Below are 19,324 nucleotides of genomic sequence, written 5' to 3' on the forward strand. Positions count from 1 at the left end.
CATACCACTCACGAGCTACAGCTGGGGAGCGACCTCGGCGGCCACCAGCTCGATGTGGTCCAGGTCGGTCATGTCCAGGACCTGCAGGTAGAGGCGGGTGACGCCGGTTTCCTCGCGCCACTTGCCGATCGTGTCGACGGCCTCGGCGACCGAGCCCGCGAGCCCGTTCTGGCGCAGCTCCGAGACCTCGCGGCCGATGGCCTTGGCGCGGCGCTCCAGCTCGGCCTCGTCACGGCCGACGGCCAGCACCAGCGCCGCCGAGTGGATGATCGACTTCGGGTCGCGGCCCGCGGCTTCGGCGGCCGCGTCCACGCGCGCGAACTGCTCGACGGCGAACGAGCTCGGCGCGAACGGGATGTTGAACTCGTCCGCGTAGCGCGCGGCCAGCTCCGGGGTGCGCTTCTTGCCACCGCCGCCGAGCACGATCGGCGGGCGCGGGCGCTGCGCGGGCTTCGGCAGCGCGGGCGCGTCGACGAGCCGGTAGTGCTCGCCGTCGAACGAGAACGTCTCGCCATCGGGGGTCTCCCACAGGCCGGTGAGGATCGCGAGCTGCTCGGCGTAGATGTCGAAGCGCTTCTTCAGCGGCGGCAGGTCGAGGCCGTACGCCGTGTGCTCGTCGGCGTACCAGCCGGAGCCGAGGCCGAAGTCGACGCGGCCGCCGGACATCTGGTCGACCTGCGCGACGGAGATCGCGAGCATCGAGGGGTGCCGGAAGGTCGCGGCGGTGACCAGCGTGCCGAGCCGGATGGTGCTGGTCTCGCGGGCGATCCCGGCGAGCGTGATCCACGCGTCGGTCGGGCCGGGCAACCCGCTGGAGTCACCCATCCGCATGATGTGATCGCTTCGGAAGTAGGCGCTGTACCCGGCGGCCTCCGCCGCCTTCGCCAGCCGCACCTGGTCGTCGTAGCTGGCCCCTTGCTGGGGCTCGGTGAAGATTCGCAAGTCCACGAAACCCACCCTACTGGCGGCGCAGACGCCCCAGCAGCTGAACGATCAAGGCCTCGATCTCGGCGCCGACCTTCTTCGGGTCGGCCGAGCTGGCGATCTCGATCGCGGCGCTCGACAGCGCCCCGAACAGCAGCCGCGCGGTGATGTCGACCGGCACGTCGTCGACCTCGCCGGCTTCGATGAGCGCCTTCAAGGTGTCTCGGACCAGGCCGAAACTGCACCGGTCCTCGGCCTCGCGCCAGCGCTCCCAGCCCATCACCACCGGCGCCTCGTGAATGGCGATGCGCTGATATTCGGGATCGAGGCAGCTTTTGATGAATCCGCTCAACGCGTTCAGCGCACGCTCCCACGGCGCGTCCGTGCCGTTGATTATCTTTTCCAGGCGGCCGTAAACCGCGCCCTCGACGGAATCGAACGCGGCCTCGAAAAGCGCCTGCTTTCCGCTGAAATGGTGATACAGCGCCCCTTTGGTGACCCGTGCGCGCTTGGCGATCTCGTCGAGCGAAGTGCCGGCATAACCACGCTTCGTGAAGAGTTCGACCGCACTGTTCACCAGCGCCGAACGAGTGGACTCGGAATAGTCGAGCCGCCTGGACCGCATTGTCGCCACGGTCACGATCTTACGCCCTATTCGCCGACCATACTCATGGTATGTTGAGCGTGTCAGGTCCGTACCGAGAGTATGCCGCACACCCGCGGTATGCCGACGGGACACGGAAGGGGACCACACCATGGGCTGGAACGACTTCTACCGACGGCGCGACGTGATGGACGCCGTGATCAGGCAGGCGCGGAGGAGCCCCGCGCTGCCGTTCGACGAGATCCCCGGTGCCGCCGAGCTGTTCGGCACCCGCCAGAACCTGCTGCTCGCGCTCCAGCACCGCTGGAACCAGCTGCTGAGCGGCCACCTCCGCGCCGAGCTCGCCGACCCGGACGAGGCGCCGGACACCGACCAGGTCGACGCGGTCGCCCGCGCGTGGCGCAAGACCGTCACCGAGCACGCGACACTGCACGCGGTGCTCGAGGCCAACCTCGACGCGCACCCGATGCTCCAGGCCGCGCACGACGCCGAGCGGAAGATGCTGGTGGTCACGGCCGGTCTGGCCGACCCCGGCGAGCCGCCAGCCGAGATCCGCCGCGTCGGCTCCGCGTTCGGCGCGTTGCTGCGCAACGGTCCCGTCCGCCGGGAACGTCGCCGCGGACCTGTCTCTCACATCCTTCGTATGTTGGCGCCGAGTGCGTGAGGACGGTTAGGTAAGCCACATGACGTGGACCGAGCAGGACATCCCCGACCAGACCGGCCGGACCGTGCTGATCACCGGCGCGAACTCGGGCCTCGGCCTGCGCAGCGCGCAGGTGCTCGCGGGCAAGGGCGCGCACGTGCTGCTGGCCTGCCGGTCACCGCAGCGCGGCGAGCAGGCGCTCGCGAAGGTCGAGACGGCCGCGACCGGCGTCAAGCCCGAGCTGGTCCGGCTCGACCTGGCCGATCTCTCGTCCGTGCGCGACGCGGCGACGATCGTCCGCGAGCACACCGGCGACAAGCTCGACGTGCTGATCAACAACGCGGGCATGATGGCCACGCCCAAGGGCCACACCAAGGACGGCTTCGAAACCCAGTTCGGCATCAACCACCTGGGGCACGCGGCGCTGACCTGGCTGCTGATGCCCGCGCTGCGCGGCGCGGGCAAGTCGCGCGTGGTGACACTGTCGAGCATCGCCGCGAACACCGGCCGCTTCGACGCCGAGGACCCGAACTTCGAGCACCGCCGCTACAACCCGGCGTCGGCGTACGGGCAGTCCAAGCTGGCGAACCAGATCTTCGCGATCGAGCTGGACCGCCGCCTGCGCGCGGCGGGCGAGGACGTGCTCAGCGTCGCCGCCCACCCCGGCTACACCTCGACCGGGCTGGGCTCCGGCATGGCCAACTCGTACTCGAACCCCCTGCTGCGCGCGGTCATCGGCTTCGGCAACAAGCTCGGCGAGCTGGTGATCGCCCAGGGCGCGCAGGCCGGCACCCTCCCCCAGCTCCGCGCGGCGACCGATCCGCAGGTACAGGGCGGCGAGTACTACGGCCCGTCCGGCGTCGGCGGCATGCGCGGGAACCCGGTCAAGGTGGCCACGCTCGGGCACGCACGCGGCGAGTCGACCGGCGTCGCGCTGTGGGACGTGACCGCGAAGTTGACGGGCATCACTCCCGACCCCGCGTGATCAGGGTGCGGCGGCTCACGGGCGTACTGTTGACCCCGTGAGTGCCGCACCTGAAGGCCGGAAGCTGCTGCGTCTCGAAGTCCGCAACAGTGAGACGCCGATCGAGAAGAAGCCGCCGTGGATCAAGACCAAGGCACGCATGGGCCCCGAGTTCACCGAACTCAAAGGCCTGGTGCGCCGCGAAGGCCTCCACACCGTCTGTGAAGAGGCGGGCTGCCCCAACATCTACGAATGCTGGGAAGACCGCGAAGCCACCTTCCTGATCGGCGGCAGCCAGTGCACCCGCCGCTGCGACTTCTGCCAGATCGACACGGGCAAGCCCGACGAGCTGGACCGCACCGAGCCGCGCAAGGTCGCCGAGTCCGTCCAGGCGATGGGCCTGCGCTACTCGACGGTCACCGGTGTCGCCCGCGATGACCTTTCCGACGGCGGCGCGTGGCTGTACGCCGAGACCGTCCGCCAGATCCACGAGCTGAACCCGGGCACCGGTGTCGAGCTGCTGATCCCGGACTTCAACGCCGACCCCGACCAGCTGGCCGAGGTGTTCTCGTCCCGTCCTGAGGTGCTGGCGCACAACGTCGAGACGGTGCCGCGGATCTTCAAGCGCATCCGCCCCGGCTTCCGGTACGCGCGGTCGCTTTCGGTCATCACGGCCGCCCGTGAGGCCGGCCTGGTGACCAAGTCGAACCTGATCCTGGGCATGGGCGAGACCCCAGACGAGGTCGCCCCGGCCATGCAGGACCTGGTCGACGCGGGCTGCGAGATCTTGACGATCACCCAGTACCTGCGGCCGTCCCCGCGCCACCACCCGGTCGACCGCTGGGTCAAGCCGGAGGAGTTCGTCGAGCACTCCAAGGCCGCCGAGGCCATGGGCTTCGCGGGCGTCATGGCGGGCCCGCTGGTCCGCTCGTCGTACCGCGCGGGCCGCCTCTACGCCCAGACCAAGCAGCACCGCGGCGAGTCACTCCCCGAGAACCTCGCCCACCTGGCCGCCCAGGGCCCCGCCGCCCAGGAGGCCAGCTCCCTCCTGGCCCGCTGAAAAATCCCAATGCGTCCTTCGGTCCCCAGCAGGGGCCGAAAGACGCATTGGGGACCTGGCAAGGACCGAAAGCCGCATTCGGGAGCTGACACGGACCGAACGACGCATTGGGACTTTTTCCCAGGTCAGGTGTCCTTGCGGGTGGACGGGATGTAGCGGCGGCCCACGTTTTCCTCGGTCGAGGCGCCGGGTTCCCAGTGGGAGATCCACGGGCCGGTGCCTTCGCTCGGGTCGAGGACGCCCTCTTCGAGCCAGACGTGGCGGCCGCTCAAGACGTCGGCCGCCAGCTTGGTGTCGAGCGCGTCCGTGTTGTCCCACAAGGCATCGAAGAGCTTTTCGACGCGCAAGCGGGCCTGGGCACAGAAGACCGACGCGAGTTCGTACGCCGCCTTGCCCTGGGCTTCGTCGTCGGCGCGGAGCATCTCCGCGCGCACGCAGGCCGCTGACATCGCGAACAGCTCGGCGCCGATGTCGACCACGCGGCCCAGGAAGCCTTGGTGCTTTTCGAGGCCCGCTTGCCAGCGCGCCATGCCGTAGAACGTCGAGCGCGCCAGCTTGCGCGCGGAGCGCTCCACGTATCGCAGTTCCGAGGCCAGCGCGCCGAATTCGCTGAACGACGTCGGCACCTGCCCCTTGCCGGTCACCAGCTGCGGCAACCACTTCGCGTAGAAACCGCTCGCCTTGGCCGCGGCTTTGGCCTTGGCCTTGGTGTCGGAGTCCGGGTCGGCCAGCGCGCCCGCAGCAGACAAATGCGCGTCGACGGCTTCGCGGGCGATGAGCAGCCGCATGATCTCCGACGAGCCTTCGAAGATCCGGTTGATCCGCAGGTCCCGCAGCAGCTGCTCGACGGGGACGGCGCGTTCTCCGCGCGCCGCAAGGGATTCCGCGGTCTCGTAGCCGCGGCCGCCGCGGATCTGCATCAGCTCGTCCGCGATCAGGCAGGCCATCTCGCTCGCCCACAGCTTCGCCAAGGCGGCTTCGATCCGGATGTCGTTGCGGCCCTCGTCGCTCATGTGCGCCGAGAGGTCCAGCACCGCTTCCAGCGCGAACGTCGTGGCCGTGATGAACGAGATCTTCTCCGCCACCGCGCCGTGTTTGCCGACCGGCAGGCCCCACTGCACGCGCTCGGACGACCATTCACGGGCGATCTTCATCGCCCACTTGCCCGCGCCCGCGCACATCGCCGGGATCGACAGGCGGCCGGTGTTCAATGTCGCCAAAGCGATCTTGAGACCCTTGCCCTCACCGCCGACGACATTCGCCTTGGGCACGCGGACGTTGTGCAGCCGGGTGACGCCGTTCTCGATGCCGCGCAGGCCCATGAACGCGTTGCGCTTCTCCACGGTGATGCCCGGCGAATCCGCCTCGACGATGAACGCCGTCACGCCGCCCTTGCGTCCCTCGGACTTGGGCACGCGCGCCATGACGACCAGCAGTTCGGACACCACTCCGTTGGTGGTCCACAGTTTCACGCCGTTGAGCAGGTACGCCTCGCCGTCCTCGGTCGGCGTCGCGGTCGACGCGAGCCGCGCCGGGTCGGAGCCGACGTCGGGCTCGGTGAGCAGGAACGAGCTGACCGCGCCCGCCGCGCAGCGCGGCAGGAATTCCGCCTTCTGCTCAGGGGTTCCGGCGAGTTTCAACGGCTCGGGCACGCCGATCGACTGGTGCGCGGACAGCAGCACGCCGAGCGTCGAATGCACCGAGCCGACCAGCATCAGCGCCTGGTTGTACGCGACCTGGGTGAGCCCGAGACCGCCGTACTCCTCAGGGATCTTGATCCCGAAACAGCCCAGTTCGGCCAGGCCTTTGACGTACTCGTCGGGGATTTTCGACTCGCGTTCGATGACCCTGCCGTCGATGGTCGAGCAGTACGCGCGTAGTGCTTCGAGGAACTTGCTTGCCTTCGCGTCGGCTTCGGCGGTCGGGCGGGGGTGCGGGTGAACCAGGTCGAGCCGGAAGCGGCCGAGGTACAGCTCCTTGGCGAAAGAGGGCTTGGACCAGCCCGATTCTCGCGCCTCCTCGGCGAAAGCCCTGGCTTCCTTCTCGGTCACTTTCACCTGGTCGACCACGGCGGCCTCCTTGCCGAAGGGATGTGACGAGCGTTACTCATCAGTGTTACCCCTCGGTAGCGCAAATGAAAAGCGGTGACCGGGCGAAATCCGCGCTCGCCCGGTCACCACTCCTCGGCCGGTCGGGTCCGGTCAGCGGGAGGAGACCCGCCGCACCGACCAGCCGATCACCACCAGTGCGACACCGGCGCCCATCAGCGCGAACGGCCAGACCGGCGCGCTGGAGCCGTCACCGGTCGGGGACGCGCCTGGGGTGAAACCGCCCAGCTTGCCCTGCTGGACATAGGCGGACCCGGGCAGCTTGTCGGCGTACTGCTGGTGCACGAGCCGCTGGTAAGCGGCCACGCTCATGCCCTGGCCAACCTGGGCCCGAGCGGGGTCGTTCAACGGCACGACCTGCCCGTTGTCCACCCGGTACCAGGCGTTGATCTGCGGCTCGGTGAACACCGCGGCGCCCTGCGCCGGGTAGGTGACCTCTTCGGTGCCGGTGGTCAGGTTGGACGCTTCCCAGCCCTGACGGCCGTCACGGGTCAGCCACACGGTGGCCTCCTGGCCGCTCGCCGCGCGGGTCTTCACCGCGAGGTAGGCGAACCCGGCGGGCTCCTTGCTCTGGCCGGTGACGAACTCCGGCGTCAGCGAGAACACGCGCAGCGGCTGGCCGGTCACCTGGGGCGCCTTGGCCGACTCGGCCTGTGCCTCGGACTGCACGGCCGCGCCCGACCTGCGGTCGAGCTGCACGAAGAACTTCGACAGTTTCACCTGCGTGTCAGGCGAAGCGGCGACCTGGCGGGCGGCGGCGATGTCGGCGTCGGAGACCCCGCCGACGCCGTAGCCGTCAGCGGAGGCCGAAGCGGTGCCCACGCCGAGCGCGAGCAGTGCGGCGAGCGCGCCAAAGAATGCGATCTTCCTCATGTCACGCCCCGATCCGGTAGAGCGACTGTGCCCACTGGAACTGTCCATTGCGGACATACGAGTTGTAGGACATCGCGCTGTAGCGCTGGCTCGACGGCCACGGGTCGCCGTAGTACATCTGCTGGGTCGTCGAGTCGTAGCCGTAGATGACCTGCGCGTGCCCGCCGCCGGCCGTCCAGTAGATACCGGTCTCGATCGGGCGCTTGGCGTCGATCTCGGTGCGGACCGAGGTGAAGCTCAGCGCCTGCGTGACGGTGCCCGGCCGCAGGCCGAGCGCCTGGTAACCGCGCTGCACCCAGCTCAGCTGGCCTGCCTGGTTCGGGCACGGGCTGCCGGGCTGGTAACCACGCGAGTAAGCGCAGAAGGTGTTCTGGCTGACGTTCGAACCGTAGCCGAGCGAACGGGCGATCGTGAGCCCGCTGGCCGCCCAGCACCATTGGTTCTGCTCCTGGACGAGCTGGGAGATCGGCACCGTGACGGCTGCTTCGACCCCGGCGTTGGCCGGTGGCGCGAACAGCCCGAGTGACAGCAGGCCCGCGATGACCGCGCCCGCCATCCTGGAGTGTCTGAACCGCATTTCTGCTCCTTTGCAGTCGGTCCTGTCGAGACTCGCCTGCAAACGAACGGAGCAGTAATCCCATCGGGGATAACACCCACCTTATGGGCGGGTTATCTGACTTAAAGTGACGCTTCAGCTAAAGCGTGCGGGTGATCCTTACACCACTGAGCGAAGTGCGGATTCCGGTCGATGGACGCCCGATAAGCCGTCATGGCGCACTCGAACACCTCGTCCAGCATCGGCAGCAACGCCTTGTCGTCACGCATCGCGAACAGCAGCGTCGTCCACAGCGGGTCGCCCTTGAACGGCACGGCGACCAGCCCCGGCGGCGGCGCGGACGCGGCCTGCGCGAGGCACACCGCGCCTTGCGCGATCAACGTGCCCGCGGTGCCCGCCTCCGAGGTGTAGTGCCGGATCCTCGGCACGAAACCGGCGGCGGCGCAGGCGGCCTGGAACCGCACCCGCACCGCGTTTTCGTGCGGTGGCGGCAAAACCCAGTCGACGTCGGCGAGTTCTTCGAGCGCGACCTGGCCGTCCTTGATGGCCGGATGCCCCTCGGCGATCCCGGCGAAGATCGGCTCGGTGGCGAGCGGGCGCACCACCAGCCCGTCGTAGTGATGGGCTTCCGTGCCGTCGAACTTCTCGACCAGCGCGCAGTCGACGCGCCCGGTGGACAGCAGCTTGAGCAGCATCAGCGCGGCCGGTTCCGCCCAGGTCTGCACGTCGACCTCGAGCAGCCGCGTGCGCAGCTGCTCGATGAGACTGCCGATGATCAGCAGCGGCACGTAACCGACACGCAGCGTGGTCGGCGTCCCGCCCTCACCGTGCTTGCGCGCGGAGACGACCAGCGAGCGCATGTCGGCGAGCAGCGCGTCGGCCCTGTTCAGCACGAACCCGCCGAGCGCCGTCGGGCGCGAGCCCTGCGCGCTGCGCTCGAAGAGCTCACCGCCGAGTATCCGCTCGATCCGCTTGAGCTGGGCGGTCAGCGCCGGCTGACTGATGCCCAGCACGGTGGACGCCTTGCTCACGCTGCCGGTTTCCGCCACGGCGCGGACGGCGCGCAGATGGCGCAGCTCCAGCTCAGCCATTCAGTGAGGTTATCCCCCATTTCGGGGGCAAAACGACCTGCGAAAGTCGGGGGCCGTTACATTCGGCCGCATGGCAGCGCTCCACCTACCCGGCCCGGTCGGTTTCGTGCTCGGCGGAGGCGGCAGCCTCGGCTCCATGCAGGTCGGGATGCTGCGCGCGCTCGACGAGGCCGGGATCAGGCCGGACCTCGCCGTCGGCACCTCCGTCGGCTCGCTCAACGCCGCCGTGCTCGCGACCGGCTCCGCCACCGAATCGGCCGAGCGGCTGCGCAAGATCTGGTCGCAGATGACCAGGCACGAGGCGTTCCCCGGCGGCGTGTTGAGCCAGGTCAGGACGCTGCGGCACACCAAGACGCACCTGTTCCCCAACACCGGGCTCGCCGCGATCATCGACGAGCATCTCGGCGAAGGCAGCACGTTCGAAGACGCCAAGATGCCGCTCGGCGTGGTGGTGACCGACGTCGAGACCGCCGAACCCGTGCTCGTCCGAGCCGGCACGCTCAAGCCCGCGCTGCTGGCGAGCGCGGCCATCCCCGGCATCTATCCGCCGGTCGAGCACGACGGCAGGCTGCTCTACGACGGCGGCCTGGTCGCGAACGTGCCGATGCGCCAGGCGCTGGCCATGGGCGCGAAGTCGCTCGTCGTGCTCGACTGCGCGTTCCCCGGGCAGCTGCCGAGCAGGCCGCAGACGTTCGCCGAGGTGATGATGTTCACCGCGATGATCAGCATGCGGAACCAGGCGGTGCTCGAAGCGCCGGTCGCGGCGGCCACGGCGGCTGTGGTGTATCTCCCAGGACCGGCCCCGATCCGGCTCAGCCCGCTCGATTTCAGCCATACGGAGGAATTGTCGGAGCAGGCATATCAGGCAGCCAGGACATTTCTGGAGCAGATCACCGTCAATGGCCCAGGCCTATACGGAGCACCGGGTCTGGTGACCTAGCAACCTTCCGCGGGAATGGACGTCTTGGCTATCGCGTAGTTTTGCAGGCATAGACGTCCAGGTATCTCACAAGAAGAGACCAAATGTTTCCCAAGAAGACTTTACTTTCCGTTTTGCTGATCGCCGGACTGGCCGTGTCCGCGTGCAGTTCCGGTGACAACGCCGCCGCGCCGTCGGAAGGCGGCAAGCAGGCGGCGCCCGGCGTCTCGGTGAGCATCGAGCCCGCCGCGGGCCAGAGCGTCAACCCGGCGACCCCGATCACCGTCAAAGTGGCCAACGGCAAGCTGAGCGACGTGACGGTCACCAACACCGCCAAGGGCAAGGCCGTCAAGGGCGAGCTCGCCGCCGACGGGCTTTCCTGGGCCACCACCGAACCGCTCGGCTACGGCAGCACGTACAAGGTGCTCGCGCACGCGGCGGGCGCCGACGGCAAGCCGGTCGAGCAGCAGAGCCAGCTGACCACGATCTCACCCAAGCAGCAGGCGAACGCGAACCTCATCCCGGCGCCCGCGTCGGTGAAGGACAGCGGGGTCGGCGTCGGCCAGCCGATCGTCTTCGACTTCAAGGTGCCGGTCAAGAACAAGGCCGAGGTGGAAAAGCAGCTGTCGGTCGAATCCACGCCGAAGCAAGAAGGCGGCTGGTATTGGATCGACAACAGCGCCCATTACCGCCCGAAGGAATACTGGCAGGCCGGCACCACGCTGAAGGTGACGGCAAAAATCTACGGCGTCGATTTCGGCAACGGCGTCTTCGGCGCCGAGGACCGCACCGAAACGTACAAGGTCCACGATTCCTGGATCGCCAAGGCCGACGGCAACACCGAGCAGATGCAGATCTTCCACAACGGCGAGATGGTCAAGTCGATGCCGATCTCACTCGGCAAGGACTCCACCCCGACCCACCTCGGCGCGCACGTCATCTCCGACAAGCACGAGCACTACACGATGGACTCGTGCACCTACGGCGTTTGCCAAGGCCAGCCGGGTTACTACAAGTCCAACGAGAACTGGTCCCAGCGCATCTCGAACGACGGCGAGTTCGTCCACGAGAACCCGAACAGCGTCGGCGCGCAGGGCAGCTCGAACGTCTCGCACGGCTGCATCAACCTCAACGGCGCCAACGCGCAGTGGTTCTACCAGAACCTCGGCCTCGGCGACGTCGTCGAGGTGACCAACTCCGGCGGCAAGCCGCTGCCGGTGTGGGACCTCTACGGCGACTGGTCCCCGACCTGGGAGCAGTGGAAAGCCGGTAGCGCCATCAAGTAATACTGGACGGGTGGAAGCCCGGGAGCTCGTCGCAGGCGCCGGCCGGATCGTGGCACTGACCGGCGCCGGGATCTCGACGGACTCGGGCATCCCCGACTTCCGCGGCCCCAACGGTCTCTGGACCAAGAACCCGGGCGCCGAGAAGATGTCCAATCTGCGGGCCTACAGCACCAGCCGCGAGGTCCGCGAGCAGACGTGGCAGGCCAGGCTCGTCCACCCCGGCTGGTCGGCCGAGCCGAACGCCGCCCACCACGCGCTCGTCGACCTGGAGCGCACCGGGCGGCTACGGGCGATCATCACGCAGAACATCGACCGCCTGCACCAGAAGGCGGGCTCGTCGGTGGTGATCGAGCTGCACGGCACGATGTTCGAGTCGGTCTGCCTGAGCTGCGCCGACCGCCGCGACATGCGCGAGGCGCTCGACCGGGTCCGCGCCGGCGAGACGGACCCGCCGTGCCTGGTCTGCGGCGGCATCCTCAAGTCGGCGACGATCTCGTTCGGCCAGTCCTTGGACCGCAAGGTCTTCGACACGGCCAAGTACGAGGCCCGCACCTGCGACCTGCTCATCGCCGCCGGGACCTCACTGGCCGTGCAGCCCGCGGCTGGCCTGGTCGGGCTGGCCGCCTCGCACGGCGCCAAGATCATCATCTGCAACGCCTCGGAGACGCCCTACGACGGCTTCGCGGCGGCGATCCTGCGCGCCCCCCTCGGCGAAGTTCTCCCCCAGCTGGTGGGATAAAGCCCGCTAAACTCCCGGGGATAAAGCGGGCTTTATCCCCAGGAGTAAAGCCCGCTAAATCCCGGGTTCGCCGAGCGCTTTCTTGTCGCCGTGACGCGCGATCACCGTCACCGCGACCATGGCCGCCGCGAGCAGCGCGGTGAGGTGGATCGGCGCCGGGCTGAACGAGGCCGCGAGCACCAGTACCGCGGTCACCGGGTAGCCGATCGCGATCGGGCGGCATTCGTTGGTCGGGCCGATGTGCAGCAGCCAGACGCTGAGCAGGTAGATCGCCACCGGGACTGTGGTCGGCAGCGCTGCCATGACCGGTCCGAGGTGGGTCGCGTGGGTGTCGTAGTCGACCGCGACCTCCAGGCCGGCGCCGACCGCGGCCGCCGAGGCGAAGATCAGGTAGTGGCCGTAACCCCAGCTGAGTGCCGAGCGCATGGTCGTGCTGCGAATCAGCCGCAGGTGACCCGGCTGGTCGAAATACAGCCACCACAACGAGAAGACCAGCACCAGCGCGGCCGCGGCCAGTACCGCCAGCGCCGCGGTGTGCTCGCCGGCCGCGATGCCCTCCTTGATCGCCGTCGTGGCGGCGAGGATCGTCTCGCCGAGGACGATGATCGTGAACAGGCCGTACCGCTCGGCGATGTGCTCGGGGTGCCAGCTCGTGCGACCGGCGCGTTCCGCGACCGCGGGCACCGCGAACTCGGCCAGCACGAGCAGGAAGAAACTGGGCACCAGCAAGGAATCCGGCAGCGCGAGCCGCACGATCCACAGTATCTGCACGACCGTGACGCCGCCCGCGTAGCGCAGCGCCGTCGCACGGCACGCCGGATCGCTGACGGCCGCGCGCAGCCACTGGCTGACCATCGCGAGGCGCATCAGCGCATAGCCGATCACGATCACCGTGTAGTCGCCGGTCTCGAACGCGGACGTCACCCCGGCCGCGACCGTCAGGCCGCCCGCGATCTGGAGCATGGTCGCCAGCCGGTAGGCGACGTCGTCGGTGTCGAACGCCGAGGCGAACCAGCTGAAGTTCAGCCAGCCCCACCAGATCGCGAAGAACACCATGACGAAGTTGAGGATGCCGCTGCCGAAATGGTTCTCGGTGAGCGCGTGGTGCAGCGACGCGGCGGCCTGCGCGACCGCGACGACGAAACACAGGTCGAACAGCAGCTCGAGCGGGGTCGAGGCGCGATGGCCCTCGGCGCTGGAGCGGGACACCATCGGCCGGTACCAGGCGCGGGCGGCGGTTTGCTCGGTCACCAGCACATCCCAGCACGACTCGCGCGGAAATGCTCAAGGTGGGCCCGGTTCCCCCTCACCCGGGCCCACGCCCGCGCCGGCACACCGCGTGGCACTCTCGAGCCGGCCGAACGGTCCCCCGCGGACGCCGACCGTGCTTCTGGTGAGAGGTGACGATCGGCGCCCAACGCGACCGGGCACCGCCGCCTGATCCGGCGGGCGACCCCATCCCCGGGTCTCCCTGCCGGTACGCCACTTTGGGTAATGGTGGCACTCGACGAAGGCTCCATAAGATGTACCCGGTTGCTCTGTGTAGCGCTAGCTCCGCCCAACGCGCGCCACCCGTATGGAGTACGATATATCACCTTGGGTAACTTGATGATCCATCTGGGTGGTCTAGTCCTGTGAAATTCCTGCCCCTTCGGGCAAAGATCGTCGCGCACGGCGAACACGGAGTTCCGCGAGCGCGAGCCCGAGCGCGACGAGCGTGATCACGATGGCGCAGCCCAAAGCGGCCGAAAGCGCGTGCCCGTAGTCGCCGGGCAGCAGCGCGTGGAACACCGCCGCCAGCACGGCCGTCCCGATCGCGGTGCCGATCCGTTGCCCTGTCTGCAACGCGCCGCCGGCGACACCGGCCAGCGGCGCCGGGACACACTCCAGGGTGAGCGTGATGTTGGGCGAGATCACCATTCCGCCGCCGACGCCCGCCACCAGCAGCGGCAGCGCGACGGCGATGCCCGCGTACTGCGGCGCCACGAAGTTCACCAGCACGGCGACGGCCGTCAGCCCGGCCGCGACCATGGTCAGCCCGATGGCTGTGAGCTTGCGGCCCCAAGTCGCCACCAGGCGTCCCGCGACCGCGGCGGACACGGCGGAGCCGAGCGCGAACGGGGTGACCGAAAGCCCCGACTCCAGCGGCGAATATCCCAGTCCCTGCTGGAAGAAGATCGCGAACACCAGCCAGATCCCGGCGAACCCGCAGAAGTAGATCGCGCCGACCGCGGCGCCGGAGGCGTAGCCGGGCGTGCCGGTGAACAGGCGGATGTCCAGCAGCGGCGGGCGGCCACGCTCGACGGTCCGCCGTTCCCAGCGGACGAACCCGAACCCGGCCACCACGGCGACCGCGAACAGCCACCACATGCCGCCGGAGATGAGCGGCAGCAGGATGCCCAGCACCGCCACGCCCAGCAGGACGATCCCGGCGAAGTCGACCTCGTCGCGCAGCTTTCCGTGCCGGTGCGGCGCTTTCGGCAGCCAGCGCGTCGCGAGCACGAACGCGAGCAGGCCGATCGGGACGTTGACGAAGAACACCCAGCGCCAGCTCGCGACGGACAGGATCGCGCCACCGAGCACCGGCCCGACCGCGGTCGAGATCCCGACGGTCGCGCCGAACAGGCCGAACGCGCGGCCGCGTTCCGGTCCGCGGAACATGTCCTGGATGAGCCCGCTGTTCTGCGGGGTCAGCATGCCCGCGACGGCGCCTTGCAGCAGCCGCGCGACCACGAGCGTCCACTCGTTCGGCGCCGCGCCGCAGAACGCGCTCGCCAGCACGAAACCGGCCAGCGCGAGCAGGAACATCTTGCGCCTGCCCACAATGTCGCCGAGCCTGCCGCCGGTGACCAGCACCAAGCCGAACGTCAGCGCGTACCCGGAGACCACCCACTGGATGCCCCCGTTGGACGCGGGCAGCTCACGCTGGATCGACGGCAGCGCCGTATTGACGATGCTGACGTCGAGCAACCCCATGAACCCGGCCGCGAGCGTGACCGCGAGCGCCTTCCAGCGCCGCGGGTCCGGCTCGGCGGCGGTCATCGTGAGTTCGCGGTGATGCCCCGGATCCCCTTCAACTCCCCGATCAGCATCGAGGTGACCTTCACCGGGTAGTCGTAGAGCGCGAACACGGTCTGCTTCTTCTGCCCGACCAGCTTCAGGTGCACCGGGGTGTCGCCCTTGTGCGCCAGCAACGTCGACTTCAGCTCGCTCACCACGGCCTGGTCGATCTTCTCGGCGGCGGCGAGCAGCACCAGCGGCGGCTCCTCGTCACCGATGGCGGCGTCGGACAGGTCCAGCGGCACCAGCCCGCCGCCGAACACGGACATCTTGTCCTCGCGCCAGTTGACCCTGCCCTTGACCAGCACCGCGTTGTCCTCGATGAGGTCACCGGAGAACATCGCGTACGACTTGGGGAAGAACAGGACCTCCAGCGCGGCGTCCATGTCCTCGACCGTGCAGATCGCCCAGGGCTCGCCCTTCTTGTTGACCCGGCGCTCGAGCGAGGTGATCAGGCCGGAGATGACGAGCTCACCCTCCCTCGGCGGGTCGGCGAGGATCGACGCGATCGGCCGCGGCGCGTGCTTGCGGAGGATGAACTCCGCGCCGTCGAGCGGGTGCGCGGAGACGTAGAGGCCGAGCATTTCCCGCTCGTAGCCCAGCATCTGCTTGCGCGGATACTCCTCTTCGCCGAACTTGAGGTGCGCGAGCGGCGAAGAAGAAGCCGCTACGGTGTCATCCCCGTCGTCCCCGCCGAAGCCGAACAGGTCGAACTGGCCCATCGCCTCCTGGCGCTTGAGCGGGACGACGGCTTCGACCGCGTCCTCGTGCACCTGGATCATCGACAGCCGGGTGGCGCCGAGCGAGTCGAACCCGCCCGCCTTGATCAGCGATTCGATGACCCGCTTGTTGCAGGCCACCAGCTCGGACTTGTCGAGGAAGTCGGTGAAGGAGGAGTACTTCCCCTTCTCCTCGCGGGTCTTGATGATCGACTCGACGACGTTCGCGCCGACGTTGCGGACCGCGCCCATGCCGAAGCGGATGTCGTCCCCGACGGCCGCGAACCGCAGCGCCGACTCGTTGACGTCCGGCGGCAGCACCTTGATCCCCAGGCGGCGGCACTCGGACAGGTAGATCGCCGACTTGTCCTTGTTGTCACCGACCGAGGTGAGCAGCGCCGCCATGTACTCGGGGGTGAAGTTCGCCTTGAGGTACGCGGTCCAGTACGAGATCAGGCCGTACGCGGCGGCGTGGCTCTTGTTGAACGCGTAGCCGGCGAACGGGAGGATCGTGTCCCACAGCGCCTTGACCGCTTCGGGCGAGAAGCCGCCGTCGACGAGCGGGCTGGACTTCATGCCCTCTTCGAAGCCGACGTACTCCTTGTCGAGTACTTCCTTCTTCTTCTTACCCATGGCGCGGCGGAGTACGTCCGCGCGGCCCATGGTGTAGCCGGCCACCTTCTGGCCGATGTGCATGATCTGCTCTTGGTAGACGATCAGGCCGTACGTGTCGGCCAGGATCTCCCGCAGCGGCTCTTCGAGCTGCGGATGGATCGGCTTGACCTTCTGCCGGTTGTTCTTGCGGTCGGCGTAGTCGTTGTGCGCGTTCATGCCCATCGGGCCGGGGCGGTACAGCGCGCCCACCGCCACGATGTCGTCGAAGACCGTCGGCTCCATGCGGCGCAGCAGGTCACGCATGGGCCCACCGTCCAGCTGGAACACACCCAGCGTGTCACCGCGGGCGAGCAGCTTGTACGTCTCCTGGTCGTCCATCCCGAGCCGGTCGAGGTCGATGTCGACCCCGCGGTTGGTCTTGATGTTGTCGATCGCGTCGCCGATGACCGTCAGGTTCCGCAGGCCCAGGAAGTCCATCTTCAGCAGGCCGATGTTCTCGCACGACGGGTAGTCCCAGCCGGTGATGATCGAGCCGTCGTCACGCTGCCACAGCGGGATCGCGTCGGTCAGCGGGTCGCACGACATGATGACCGCGCAGGCGTGCACGCCCGCGTTGCGGATCAGGCCTTCGAGGCCGCGTGCGGTCTCGAAGATCGTCTTGCACTCTTCGTCGGTCTCGACGAGCGCGCGGACCTCGGCGGCTTCGCCGTAGCGCTCGTGGCTGGAGTCGACGATGCCGGAGAGCGGGATGTCCTTCGCCATGATCGGCGGCGGCAGCGCCTTGGAGATCTTGTCGGCGATCGCGTAGCCGGGCTGGCCGAAGTGGACGCGGGCGGAGTCCTTGATCGCCGCCTTGGTCTTAATCGTGCCGAAGGTGATGACCTGCGCGACCTTGTCCACGCCGTACTTGTCGGTCGCGTAGCGGATCATCTCGCCGCGCCTGCGGTCGTCGAAGTCGATGTCGATATCGGGCATCGAGACACGCTCGGGGTTCAGGAACCGCTCGAACAGCAGCTTCTGCGGGATCGGGTCCAGGTTCGTGATGCCCAGCACGTACGCGACCAGCGAGCCCGCCGCCGAACCACGGCCGGGGCCGACGCGGATGCCGACCTGACGCGCGTAGTTGATGAGGTCGGCGACGATCAGGAAGTAGGCGGGGAAGCCCTTGCCGATGATGACGTCGAGCTCGGTCTCGATGCGCTCGTGGTAGTACGGCTCCGGCGCGCCGTCCGGGTACCGCCACTTCATGCCCTTGTCGACCTCGGCGCGCAGCCAGGTGCCCTGGTCGTAGCCCTCGGGGACGGCGAAGAACGGCAGCCGGTCCTTGTGCGAGTAGACGTCCTCGTAGGACTCGATGCGCTCGGCGATCAGCAGCGTGTTGTCGGCCGCGCCTTCGACCTCGCTGTCCCAGTACTCGCGCATCTCGGCGGCGGACTTGAGGTAGTAGCCGTCGCCGTCGAACTTGAACCGGGTCGGGTCGTTGAGCGTCTTGCCCGCCTGCACGCAGAGCAGCGCGGAGTGCGTGTCCGCCTGGTCCTTGGTGACGTAGTGCGAGTCGTTGGTGGCGATCGGCTTGAGGTCGAGCAGCTTGCCGATCTCCAGCAGGCCCTCACGGACCGAGCGCTCGATCGGCAGCCCGTGGTCCATCAGCTCGAGGAAGAAGTTCTCGCCGCCGAAGATGTCCTTGTAGTCCGAAGCGGCCTGGATGGCCTCTTGCTTCTGCCCCAGCCGCAGCCGCGTCTGCACCTCGCCGGACGGGCAGCCGGTGGTCGCGATGATGCCTGCGTGGTTCTCCGCGATGAGCTCGCGGTCCATCCGGGGCTTGCGGTAGTAGCCCTGCATGCTGGCCAGCGAGGACAGCTTGAACAGGTTGCGCAGCCCGGTCGAGTTCTGCGCGAGCATGGTCATGTGCGTGTACGCGCCCGCACCCGAGACGTCACCGCCCTCGCCCAGCTCGTCGGAGCCACGCTGGTTGGCCTGTCCCCAGAAGACCGGCTTCTTGTGGAACCGGCTCTCCGGCGCGATGTAGGCCTCGATGCCGATGATCGGGGTGAGCCCGTGCTTGACGGCCTGCTGGTAGAACTCGTCGGCGCCGTACATGTTGCCGTGGTCGGTCATCCCGACCGCGGGCATCTCGAGCCGCGCCGCCTCCTTGAACAGAGGCGCGATCTTCGCCGCACCGTCGAGCATCGAATACTCGGTGTGCACATGCAGGTGGACGAAGGAATCGTTCGACACCAGCGAAAACCTCCCCGAACCGGATCAGGATGTGGATCAACGCGCGGCACTGCGGCCCCGGCCGACCAGAGTAGTCTGCGCCCTCCGCGGCCGCCTGCGCGGGAGGTGGGCACGCGTGTTGCCGCCGGACGCCCGGTTTCATGAATGCGAATTCAAGCATAGAACACCTGATCGATTCACAAATCGCAATTCAGCCACCACTCCCATTTGAGCGAGACACCCGGTGGCCACTGCCCTACGCCGTTCAGGTTGGCACATGGGCGACACGCGAGGCCCGGTCGCGGTCCAAGGCCCATCGCGCGAAAGCCGAGATTGGGGCGTCGGGCGTCCAGGTTCAAGGCTTTCGCGAGCACGCCCCCAACACTGGGGTCGTGAGTGGTAACGGCCGGTTCTAACCGGCCTAAACACTCACGACCCCTTCTCGGCTGCCCTGTCCGCGGCAGGGTCGTGGTCCGGCGTGGGTGAGGGCCTACTTCACTCGGATCCGTGGCGTGAGGGCCTAGTTCGACCGGATATACGGGTAAGGGAGGCCCCCACCCACTCGGCTCGGGTGAGGGAGGCCCTCACCGCGCCGAGCGTGGATGAAGGCTCCCCTCATACCTGGGCCTACTGCCTGGGTGAGTGCGGTTTGCGTCGTCCAACGCCGCGAACCGCACTCACCCGCCTCGAACGACCCCTGCAGCTGGTCAAGCGGGTTGACTGTGCGGGTTTTGCGTCGTTCAACGACGCATTTCGCACACAGCCACCCCGGCCACAGCCGAGCACACCCGGACACGCCACCTTTGACCTTCCGCCCAGTAACCGGCGTAAACACTCACGACCTCGCCGCCCAGCGGGATGCCTCACGCATGGACGCCGGATAGCGCGGCGATCACCTGTACCCGGATGGACGGCACGTGTACCCGGATGGACGGCACGCGTGCCT

The 19,324-nt window shown here is 68.2% G+C and carries 15 protein-coding genes; 6 read left to right on the plus strand and 9 right to left on the minus strand.

What is annotated here, in order from left to right; genetic code table 11:
* Positions 1-15 precede the first annotated feature (15 nt).
* Together AB5J62_RS29555 and AB5J62_RS29560 are read right to left on the minus strand one after the other, a co-directional pair.
* Positions 16-948, minus strand: a complete 933-nt coding sequence (locus tag AB5J62_RS29555) for an LLM class F420-dependent oxidoreductase (protein WP_370943226.1) — start codon at positions 946-948, stop codon at positions 16-18.
* A gap of 10 nt (positions 949-958) precedes the next feature.
* On the minus strand, positions 959-1,549 hold the full coding sequence (locus AB5J62_RS29560) for a TetR/AcrR family transcriptional regulator (protein WP_370950377.1): 591 nt from the start codon (positions 1,547-1,549) through the stop codon (positions 959-961).
* A gap of 130 nt (positions 1,550-1,679) precedes the next feature.
* On the opposite strand from AB5J62_RS29560, the gene AB5J62_RS29565 reads away from it, so the two are divergent.
* From AB5J62_RS29565 to lipA, 3 genes are read left to right on the plus strand one after another with little or no spacing between them, the layout of a single operon-like run.
* Positions 1,680-2,192, plus strand: a complete 513-nt coding sequence (locus AB5J62_RS29565; protein WP_370943227.1) for a hypothetical protein — start codon at positions 1,680-1,682, stop codon at positions 2,190-2,192.
* 19 nt (positions 2,193-2,211) lie between these two features.
* Positions 2,212-3,156 (plus strand): oxidoreductase, encoded by a 945-nt coding sequence (locus tag AB5J62_RS29570; RefSeq protein ID WP_370943228.1) that lies wholly within the window; start codon positions 2,212-2,214, stop codon positions 3,154-3,156.
* A 37-nt stretch (positions 3,157-3,193) separates the two neighbouring features.
* Positions 3,194-4,195 (plus strand): lipoyl synthase, encoded by a 1,002-nt coding sequence (gene lipA / locus AB5J62_RS29575; RefSeq protein WP_370943229.1) that lies wholly within the window; start codon positions 3,194-3,196, stop codon positions 4,193-4,195.
* 125 nt (positions 4,196-4,320) lie between these two features.
* Here the strand turns inward: lipA and AB5J62_RS29580 are convergent, their stop codons facing one another.
* From AB5J62_RS29580 to AB5J62_RS29595, 4 genes are all read right to left on the minus strand, one after another.
* Entirely contained in the window at positions 4,321-6,264 is a 1,944-nt protein-coding gene (locus AB5J62_RS29580) for an acyl-CoA dehydrogenase family protein (protein WP_370943230.1), read from the minus strand.
* A gap of 132 nt (positions 6,265-6,396) precedes the next feature.
* Positions 6,397-7,176 carry a hypothetical protein gene (locus AB5J62_RS29585; protein ID WP_370943231.1) on the minus strand — a complete coding sequence of 260 codons (780 nt, stop codon included), beginning with the start codon at positions 7,174-7,176 and terminating at the stop codon, positions 6,397-6,399.
* Position 7,177: 1 nt separating this feature from the next.
* The gene (locus tag AB5J62_RS29590; RefSeq protein ID WP_370943232.1) at positions 7,178-7,753 is read right to left on the minus strand and encodes a papain-like cysteine protease family protein; all 576 of its coding nucleotides are present in this window, start codon (positions 7,751-7,753) and stop codon (positions 7,178-7,180) included.
* Between the two features lie 101 nt (positions 7,754-7,854).
* Positions 7,855-8,823: a LysR substrate-binding domain-containing protein gene (locus AB5J62_RS29595; RefSeq protein ID WP_370943233.1), complete on the minus strand. Its 969-nt coding sequence runs from the start codon at positions 8,821-8,823 to the stop codon at positions 7,855-7,857.
* 70 nt (positions 8,824-8,893) lie between these two features.
* On the opposite strand from AB5J62_RS29595, the gene AB5J62_RS29600 reads away from it, so the two are divergent.
* The 3 genes from AB5J62_RS29600 (at position 8,894) to AB5J62_RS29610 (ending at position 11,767) form a co-directional block, all read left to right on the plus strand.
* Positions 8,894-9,763, plus strand: coding sequence for a patatin-like phospholipase family protein (locus AB5J62_RS29600; protein ID WP_370943234.1), 870 nt, complete (start codon positions 8,894-8,896; stop codon positions 9,761-9,763).
* 83 nt (positions 9,764-9,846) lie between these two features.
* Positions 9,847-11,028, plus strand: coding sequence for an Ig-like domain-containing protein (locus AB5J62_RS29605; RefSeq protein WP_370943235.1), 1,182 nt, complete (start codon positions 9,847-9,849; stop codon positions 11,026-11,028).
* A 10-nt stretch (positions 11,029-11,038) separates the two neighbouring features.
* Positions 11,039-11,767, plus strand: coding sequence for an NAD-dependent deacetylase (locus AB5J62_RS29610; RefSeq protein WP_370943236.1), 729 nt, complete (start codon positions 11,039-11,041; stop codon positions 11,765-11,767).
* Positions 11,768-11,821: 54 nt separating this feature from the next.
* On the opposite strand, the gene AB5J62_RS29615 is transcribed toward AB5J62_RS29610, so the two are convergent.
* From AB5J62_RS29615 to dnaE, 3 genes are all read right to left on the minus strand, one after another.
* A complete protein-coding gene (locus AB5J62_RS29615; RefSeq protein ID WP_370943237.1) occupies positions 11,822-13,018 on the minus strand; it encodes a low temperature requirement protein A in 1,197 nt (398 codons plus the stop codon).
* Positions 13,019-13,393: 375 nt separating this feature from the next.
* Positions 13,394-14,809 carry an MFS transporter gene (locus AB5J62_RS29620; RefSeq protein ID WP_370943238.1) on the minus strand — a complete coding sequence of 472 codons (1,416 nt, stop codon included), beginning with the start codon at positions 14,807-14,809 and terminating at the stop codon, positions 13,394-13,396.
* Positions 14,806-18,399 carry a DNA polymerase III subunit alpha gene (gene dnaE / locus AB5J62_RS29625; protein ID WP_370943239.1) on the minus strand — a complete coding sequence of 1,198 codons (3,594 nt, stop codon included), beginning with the start codon at positions 18,397-18,399 and terminating at the stop codon, positions 14,806-14,808. Before dnaE ends, AB5J62_RS29620 begins: the two co-directional genes overlap by 4 nt.
* Positions 18,400-19,324: the final 925 nt, after the last annotated feature.

The organism is Amycolatopsis sp. cg5 (assembly GCF_041346955.1).
Lineage (GTDB): Bacteria > Actinomycetota > Actinomycetes > Mycobacteriales > Pseudonocardiaceae > Amycolatopsis.